Origin of the sequence: Streptacidiphilus anmyonensis (assembly GCF_000787855.1) — a bacterium.
Taxonomy (GTDB): Bacteria; Actinomycetota; Actinomycetes; order Streptomycetales; family Streptomycetaceae; genus Streptacidiphilus; species Streptacidiphilus anmyonensis.
Genome location: NZ_BBPQ01000075.1, coordinates 35,389 through 41,564, shown reverse-complemented (window position 1 = coordinate 41,564; position 6,176 = coordinate 35,389). Strand labels below are relative to the sequence as shown.

Here is a 6,176-nt window from a genome sequence, read left to right as displayed (position 1 = left end):
CACACCGGGCGTATCAACCGGATCGGGACGGGGTCCGTACTCTGGGCACCCTCGTACTTCGCGGGCTCCTGCGGCGGCGCGCCGCTCAGCATCGTCAAGGACTACATCGAGAACCAGAAGCGGCCCACCTGACCGCCACCCCGAAGCCGCAGAGAACTCCGCCGCTTCGCGGCTCCGGACCAAGGATCGCATCCCCGCCCGGCCTAAAGGCCGGCATTCCCTGCGAAGATCAGGAGATGGAGCTTCAGCGCATCGGCACCGGCGAGCACACGGTCCTGGTCCTGCACGGGTGGTTCGGCTCGTCGCGGGCCTGGCAGGCCCTGCTGCCGCATCTCGACCAGGACGCCTTCGGCTACGTCTTCCTGGACTACCGCGGCTACGGCGCGCGGCGCGGGCAGGACGGACGGTTCACCCTCGCGGAGGCCGCCGCGGACGTGCTGGCCACCGCCGACGCGCTGGGGCTCGACCGCTTCTCGCTGCTCGGGCACTCGATGGGCGGCTCGGTCATGCAGCGGGTGTACGCGGACGCGCCGGAGCGGGTGCGGGCGATGGTCGGCGTCTCCCCCGTCCCGGCCGGCGGTGTCCCCTTCGACGAGGACGGGTGGCGGCTGTTCGCCGGCGCGGCCGACGACGCGGGCCACCGGCGGGCCGTCATCGACCTCACCACCGGCAACCGGCTGACCGGCGTCTGGCTGGACGCGATGGTCCGCCACTCGCTGGAGAACTCCGACCGCGACGCGTTCGCCGCCTACCTGGACGCCTGGGCGCACGCCGACTTCCACAGCGAGATCGAGGGCCGCGAGGTCCCGGTCAAGGTGATCGTCGGCGAGCACGACCCGGCGCTCGGGGCCGACACCATGCGGTCGACCTTCGCCGTGTGGTACCCGAACCTGGAGTTGGAAATCCTCGCGAACGCCGGGCACTACGCGATGGACGAGACGCCGGTGGCCCTCGCGGGCTCCGTCGAGCGCTTCCTGGCCCGGTGGTGACGGCCCGCCCTGACGCCCAGGGCGTTCCGGACGTCTTCGACCCGCGCGTGTTCGCGCGCGGGATCCCGCACGAGTCGTTCCGTCGGCTGCGCGACAGCGCGCCGGTGGCCTGGCAGGACGAGCACGAGGTGCTCGACTGGCCCGCCGGGCCGGGGTACTGGGCGGTCACCCGGCACCGGGACGTCAAGCAGGTGCTGCGCACACCGGAGGTGTTCTCCTCCTGGCTGGGCGCGACCCAGATCCGCGACCCCGATCCGGACGATCTCGACTTCATCCGGCGGATGATCCTCAACATGGACCCGCCCGAGCACAGCCGGATCCGCCGGATCGCGGCCGGGGTGTTCACCCGGCGGCGACTGGAACGCTCCTATGAGCGCGTCGCGGCGCGGGCCGCCGCGCTGCTCGACGCGGTCGCCGAACGCGGTCGCTGCGACCTGCCGGTCGACGTCACGGACGACTTCCCGCTGACCAACCTGGCCGAGCTGCTGGGCGTGCCGGAGGGCGACCGGCGGCTGCTGCTGGAGTGGACCAACCGGGTCATCGGCTACCAGGACCCCGAGCACGCCCAGGTGGTGCGCGACGAGCACGGACGGCCCGTCAACCCCCGCTCCCCCGCGATGCTGCGGGACATGTTCGACTACGCCCAGGAGCTGGGCCGCCGCAAGCGCGCCGAGCCCGGCGACGACCTGATGACGGCGCTGGTCCGCGCCGAGGTCGACGGGCGGGCGCTGACCGACGCCGAGTTGGAGATGTTCTTCTTCCTGCTGGTGGTCGCGGGCAACGACACCGTCCGCAGCGCGCTGCCCGGCGGGGTCCTGGCCCTGCTGGAACACCCCGAGGCCTACCGGCGACTGCGGGCCGAGCCCGCGCTGCTGCCCACCGCCGTCGAGGAGATGCTGCGCTGGCATCCGCCGGTGCTGAGCTTCCGCCGCACCGCCGCGTGCGACACCGAGCTCGGCGGGCAGCGGATCCGGCGGGGGGACAAGGTGGTCGTCTACCACGTGTCGGCGCACTACGACGAGCGGGTCTTCCCCGACCCGTACCGCTTCGACATCACCCGCACCCCCAACGACCACCTGGCCTTCGGCCAGGGCCCGCACCTGTGCCTGGGCGCGCATTTCGCACGGCTGCAACTGCGGGCGTTCTTCGGCGAGTTGCTGCGACGCCTGCCGGAACTGGAGCTGGACGGGACGCCGGTGCGGCTGACGTCCAACTTCATCAACGGCATCACCCACCTCCCGGTCCGCGTCCCAGGGGGCCCGACGGCTTCCCACGTCTCACCCACCGCCGGAGACGGGTGACGACTGCGCAGCTCAGCGCTGTGAGACGGTCTGGGCCGTCTCACGGTCGCCGGTGGGGGTCGATCGCATCGGATCAGGCGGATCACAGTGGAGTCGCCGCGACGTCCGGGCTCCTCGGAGCGGACCGGACGCCGCGGCATCCATCCACTGGGCATCCAAGGAGATCCACCATGTCCGCGTTGAAGAAGGCGGCCGCGTTCGCGATCGCCGTCCTGTTCGCGGTGTTCGCCGCGAACACCTCCGCGACGGCCGCCACGCCCGCATCGGCCGCGTCGAGCGCGTCGAGCGCGTCGAGCGCGTCGAGCGCGTCGGCGGCGAAGGCCGCCACGGGGGTGCACACGATCCGGATCGGCGGGCGCACCGTCACCGGCGCCTTCAAGCCGCTGTCCGCCGCGGCGCAGCGGGCGGCGCACGCCTCGCCGATGGGCTGCTGCGACCCCGTCGACATCCAGAACGTCAACAGCGGCAAGTGCCTGGAGACCTACCACTCCGCGACCAACGACGGAGCCTATGTCGACCAGTACAACTGCAACGGCTCGCCCACCCAGTACTGGTACGAGAACCAGGTCGGCACCTGGGCCGGCTACCCCGTCTACACCCTGCAGAACAGCAACAGCGGCAAGTGCCTGGAGGTGTACAACTCCGCGACCACGAACGGCGCGGCGGTCGACCAGTGGAGCTGCAACGGCACGCAGACCCAGCAGTGGATCGACATCCCCGTGGGCGGCGTCGACAAGCTGATGAACAACGCGCGACGGTGGCCCCTCCGGCGCCGCCACCGGACGACGGGGTTGCGGTGGGACTCGCGGGCGGCGAGCTGGTGGTCGTGGAGCTCATGCAGGCGGTGGCGGTCAAGGCGACGGCGGCGAGCATGATCGCCGGCGCGGTCAGGTGTCTCACGGGGTTCGCCTCCTTCGATGAGTCGACGGGCGTTCCGGCGGGTCCGGAGCCCGCAGAGGGAGCTACGCTCCGCCGCCTTCGTGAGTTCACCAGCGGACCGACCCGTTCATGAGAGTTCACTTGCATGAAGGGAGCAGAGGCGCATACTCTTATGAGAGTCAGCACTCATAACAATGACTATCTCTCTTCATGGAGGCCACGCATCATGACCGCCACTCCGCCTGCCGGCACGACCCGCAGCGTCGACCTTCCGGGCGGACTCGCCGTCACCGTCCAGGAGTTCGGCGAGAACACCCAGGGCACGGGCGTGCTCGTCCTGCACGGCGGCGCGGGACCTCGCTCGATGGCCGGCTTCGCCGCGAGCCTGTCGCAGCACGCCTACGTCGTCGTGCCGACCCACCCCGGGTTCGACGGCACACCCCGCCCGGAGTCCACCGACAGCGTCGCCGACCTCGCGACCGCCTACCTCGACCTGCTCGACGCGCTCGACCTGCGCGACGTGATGGTGGCCGGCAGCTCCGTCGGCGGATGGATCGCCGCCGAGATGGCTCTGCGCGACAACCGGCGCCGGATCTCCCGCCTGACCCTGCTCGCCTCCACCGGCATCGCCCCCGAGGCCCCGCTGCGGATCGCCGACCCCGCCGACCTCGGCCCGGTCAAGACCAGCGAACTCGCCTTCCACAACCCGCAGTTCCGCCCGGACCCGGCCACGCTCGGCCCGGAGCAGCTGGCGGCGATGGCCGCCAACCAGCGAACCCTGGCCGTGTACGCGGGCGACCCGTTCTGCTACGACCCGAAACTGCGCGGCCGTCTGCACCGGGTCGCCGTCCCCGTGCTCGTCCTCGCCGGCGAACAGGACGGCATCGCGCCGCTGGCGTACGAGCGCGCCCTGGCCGACTCCTTCCCGCACGCCACCTTCCAAGCCGTCGCCGAGGCCGGCCACTTCCCGCACATCGAGCAGCCCGCCGAGGTCTTCGCGGCGATCGGCGACTTCGTCGCCGCCCAGGTCACCTCCGACGCCGCGTAGCCGCACCCTCCGCGTCCGCCGACAGCTCCGGCTGCGTCCCCGCCCCCTTCTCCCAGGCGTCCCCGGGGGTCGGCGCGGGGGGTGATGTTCCGCCGCTGACGGGCCCGTTCACTGCAGGGCGTGCCCACCCCGCGCCCGCGAAGCCGCGCGTCGCACCCCAGCCCGCGAAACGGACCACAGCCCACGCCCCGTCCCGCCTCCCCCGTCGGTACGGGAGGCGGAACGGGGCGTGGGCTGTGGTCCGGCGCCGGTCAGTGCGCGGGGCACTGCTCCCAGGCGAGGTGGTAGACCGTGGTCAGGCTGCCGTCGGTCGAGTCCATGGTCATGAAGCTGGTCTGGTCCGGCGACTGGGAGCCCGGCAGCACCAGGAGCTGCGTGTTGATGTTCAGGTCGCGGGTCTCGCCGCAGGGGGCCCAGACGAGCGAGGCCACCGAGGCGGTGTCGGTGGCCTGCCAGTCGTCCGACAGGGCCCCGTTGAAGGTGTGGCTGAGGCTGCCGGTCTGGGCCTGTCCCTGGAAGTAGTAGTTCGCCGTCTCGATGCCGCTCGCGCCCGGCGCGAGGTAGGCGTAGCCGCGGTAGTCCGCCTCGGCGATGGCGTAGGTGAAGCCCTGCGGCGCGTTGATCTGGACGGTGAGCTGGCAGTTCTTCCGGAAGTCGGTGGGCCGGGAGTTGCCGCCCGCCTCGGCGAGGTAGTTGCTGTAGGTGACGGTGAAGGCGGTCTGGTCGGGGGAGACCGTGGCCGCCGTGGTGCCGGCCGGGCAGCCGGAGCCGTTGGCGTTCACCAGGCCGATGGTGAAGCCGCCGGGCGGGGCGACGTCCCGGCCCGAGGCGTGGGCCGTGGTGCCGGAGACCACGGAGGTGGCGAGGAGTGCGGCGGCGACGGCGGCCTTGGCGATGGAGCGGATCATGGAACTTCCTCTCGTCGTACGGACGATCCCCGAAGTTGTCATGCACCGATCAGGTCCATCAACGTAGCGCACCCGCGGGCCGATGAACAGCAGACCCGGGCCGACTCCTGACGGTCAGGCGCCGGTCGGCGTCCTCGTCCGACGCGCCGTCAGGTCGTCGACAGTCGGGGCCGTGGTGCGGCGCGCGCGTTCGACGGCCGCTCCCCAGTAGGTCCCGGCGACCATCAGCACGGCGCCGAGGGCGGCCACGGGAGTGAGCCGTTCGCCGCCGAGGGTGATGCCGACGGCGACGGCCCAGACCGGCTCGGTCCCCAACAGGAGGCTGGCCCGGCTGGCGGAGCTGCGTTGCACGGCCCAGGTCTGGGCGAGGAAGGCGAACACGCTGCAGCAGAGGGCGAGGTAGACCAGCGAGGCCCAGGTGGTGGCCCCGGCGTGGGCCAGGGCGGGCAGGTGGGCGAGGGCCGGCGGCAGGAACAGCGCCGTGCCGACGACGGTCTGGGCGGTCGTCAGTCGGAGCGGGTCCATCGCCCGGCCGGCCGTGAGCCGTCCGACGAGCGCCACGTGGCCGGCCCGGACGACCGCGGCGGCGAGCATCAGGGCGTCCCCGAGCCGTGGTGCGTGCAGTCCGGTGGCGGAGGTCAGCAGGCCGACGGCCAACACGCAGAGTCCGGCGGCGAGGAAGAACCTCGGCGGCAGGCCCCGCCCTCCGGTGCGGTCCATCAGGGGGGTGAGCACGATGGTCAGACTGATGATCAGCCCGGCGTTGGCGGCGCTGGTGTGGGCCACCCCGTAGGTCTCCAGCAGGAGAACGGCCGCCTGGGTGACTCCCAGGAGGGAGCCGGTGCGGATCTCGGCGCCGGTCCAGCGGCGCGGGCCGCGCCGGGAGGCCACCACTGCCCCGCAGGCCAGCGCGGAGATCGCGTACCGGGCGAAGAGCACCGCGGGGACCGCGAGCGAGACCGTCGCCGTCTTGGCTGCCAGATAGCTGGAGCCCCAGACGAACGCGACCAGGAGGAGCACCGAATCGGTACGGCGGGCGTCGATCATGCCT

General features: G+C 72.2%; 7 protein-coding genes. 5 read left to right on the top strand and 2 right to left on the bottom strand.

What is annotated here, in order from left to right; all coding sequences use genetic code 11:
- The 5 genes from TR50_RS43745 to TR50_RS36180 form a co-directional block, all read left to right on the top strand.
- On the top strand, window positions 1-132 hold a 132-nt coding region (locus TR50_RS43745; RefSeq protein ID WP_174514889.1), incomplete at its 5' end, for a transposase.
- Window positions 133-236: 104 nt separating this feature from the next.
- On the top strand, window positions 237-989 hold the full coding sequence (locus tag TR50_RS36195) for an alpha/beta fold hydrolase (protein ID WP_042432360.1): 753 nt from the start codon (window positions 237-239) through the stop codon (window positions 987-989).
- Complete coding sequence (locus tag TR50_RS36190) at window positions 986-2,290, top strand: cytochrome P450 (RefSeq protein ID WP_042432389.1); 1,305 nt, start codon at window positions 986-988, stop codon at window positions 2,288-2,290. The genes TR50_RS36195 and TR50_RS36190 overlap by 4 nt, the downstream gene beginning before the upstream one ends.
- 170 nt (window positions 2,291-2,460) lie before the next feature.
- Entirely contained in the window at window positions 2,461-3,165 is a 705-nt protein-coding gene (locus tag TR50_RS36185) for an RICIN domain-containing protein (protein WP_042432357.1), read from the top strand.
- 230 nt (window positions 3,166-3,395) lie between these two features.
- Entirely contained in the window at window positions 3,396-4,217 is an 822-nt protein-coding gene (locus TR50_RS36180) for an alpha/beta fold hydrolase (RefSeq protein WP_052441741.1), read from the top strand.
- 251 nt (window positions 4,218-4,468) lie between these two features.
- Here the strand turns inward: TR50_RS36180 and TR50_RS36175 are convergent, their stop codons facing one another.
- Complete coding sequence (locus TR50_RS36175) at window positions 4,469-5,125, bottom strand: DUF4360 domain-containing protein (RefSeq protein WP_042432347.1); 657 nt, start codon at window positions 5,123-5,125, stop codon at window positions 4,469-4,471.
- Window positions 5,126-5,239: 114 nt separating this feature from the next.
- Window positions 5,240-6,172, bottom strand: a complete 933-nt coding sequence (locus tag TR50_RS36170; protein ID WP_042432344.1) for a DMT family transporter — start codon at window positions 6,170-6,172, stop codon at window positions 5,240-5,242.
- Window positions 6,173-6,176 lie beyond the last annotated feature (4 nt).